At 67.1% G+C, this 1,739-nt stretch carries 2 protein-coding genes; both read right to left on the bottom strand.

The genetic code is table 11. The features are described from left to right. Window positions 1-16 precede the first annotated feature (16 nt). Window positions 17-784: a sulfite exporter TauE/SafE family protein gene (locus tag AC1DU6_RS30040; RefSeq protein ID WP_082532632.1), complete on the bottom strand. Its 768-nt coding sequence runs from the start codon at window positions 782-784 to the stop codon at window positions 17-19. Between the two features lie 114 nt (window positions 785-898). Continuing rightward, window positions 899-1,739, bottom strand: an 841-nt coding sequence (gene ybiB / locus AC1DU6_RS30045; protein WP_477861693.1) for a DNA-binding protein YbiB, incomplete at its 5' end; no start/stop codon positions are given.

The following is a 1,739-nucleotide window of genomic DNA, read 5'->3' on the forward strand; positions in this document are numbered from 1 at the left end:
GTGTAGCGATACATGATTAGTGGATGACCTTCCAGCCGGCCATCAGAAGAGAAACGCAGAGCAGGCTGCGCACGACGCCATCGGGCAGCCGACGGGTCAATTGGGCGCCCAGCCAGATGCCAGGTAAAGAGCCGATGAGCAGCGGCACCAGCAGCGTCCAGTTGACGTTGCCCAGCGTGGCGTGGCCGATGCCAGCGACCAGCGTCAACGGCACGGCATGGGCAATATCGGTGCCGACGATGTCGCGGGCCTGCATGCGCGGGTAGATCAGCAGGATCAGCGTCGCGCCGATGGCGCCGGCGCCAATGGAAGACAGTGATACCAGCACGCCCAGCACAGCGCCGCTGAGGATGGTCAGCGCCGGCTTGCGGGCTTCGGGAATCCAGCGCTCCAGCCGAAGGCCCAGCGCCAGCCAGCTCTTCTTGAAGGCGACGACGACGGCCGTCAGCAACAGCGCGATGCCCAGCGAAAAGGTCAGCGCCGAGGCCCAGCCCTTGGTGACGCCAGTCAGGTGCATCAACGCCACGGTGGCCAAGGACGCAGGGATGGAGCCGGTCAGCAGGCGGCGGGTGATGGCCCAATGCACATGACCATGCCGGGCGTGGGCCACGGAGCCGCTCATCTTGGTCAGTGCGGCAAACCACAGGTCCGTGCCGATGGCAACCGCCGGGTTGAGCTTGAAGACGGACAGCAGCAACGGCGTCATCAGCGAGCCGCCGCCCACGCCGGTGATCCCGACGATGAGGCCGACTCCCAATCCACTTGCAATCGCAATCCAGTCCAGCACGCTGTCCCCTGAGGCGACCCATGCCACCCGAGGGCGCGACTCTAAGCAATGTTGCGGTGCGGAAGAACTACAGAATTTTTGGGGCTATATGCCTATGCCGAATAAGCAACTTCAGTTTGTGGCGAGAAGCCGCAGTGCGGCGACCTGCTCCAGGATGCGCGGCGGCACGGTTTCGCGGCCCTCCAACATGGCGCGGATGAGGGCGGCGTTCTCGGCTGGCGTGCAGGCTGGCGACAGCGGCCAGTCCAGATCCGCCGTGTCGGCCGGATGCAAGGGCGCGGTGTCGCCGTCCTGGAAGCCGATCAGATGGGCCTTGCGGCGCAGATGGGCATAGGCCTCGCCCTCGCTGGCGCGCATCAACAGCGCCCGGCCACCGCCGGCGGTCAGTGTGGGCAGGGCGTGGCTCATGCTGTCGAGGTATTCCGGATGCGTCACCGCGACGACACGCACACCGCGGCCGACCGGGAAGGGGTCGAGCAGCTTGGCCAGGCTGTGGGAGCTGTTGCGCACGCCCAGGCGCGGGCGCAAGGCCATCAAGCTGTTCAACCCAGGGTTGAGCATCTGCAAAGGCAGGACGGCCAATCTGTCGCCTGCCAGCCGCGTCTGGGCATCGGCCAGCGAGGCGCTGGTGGGCAGCCCCAGTTCGCCCAGCAGCTCGAAGGGGCTGTGGCGGCTGTCGAAGTCGTGCCGCCCGAAGATCAGCACCGGCACGCCCTCGCGGGCCAGCAGCAGCGCGACCAGGGGCATCAGATTGGCCTGCTTGCGGGCACCGTTGAAGCTGGGCAGCAGCACGGTGCGTGGGCCGTCGGAGGCGGCCAGGCGGGCCGTTCGTGCCTGCATTGCGGCCAGGAACCCAGCCACCTCGTCGGCGCTCTCGCCCTTCACGCGCAGTGCGATCAGCATGGCGCCCAGCTCCATGTCGGGCACCTTGCCGTCGAGCATCTCACCGAAG

The sequence above is a fragment of the Roseateles sp. P5_B10 genome, assembly GCF_056400485.1.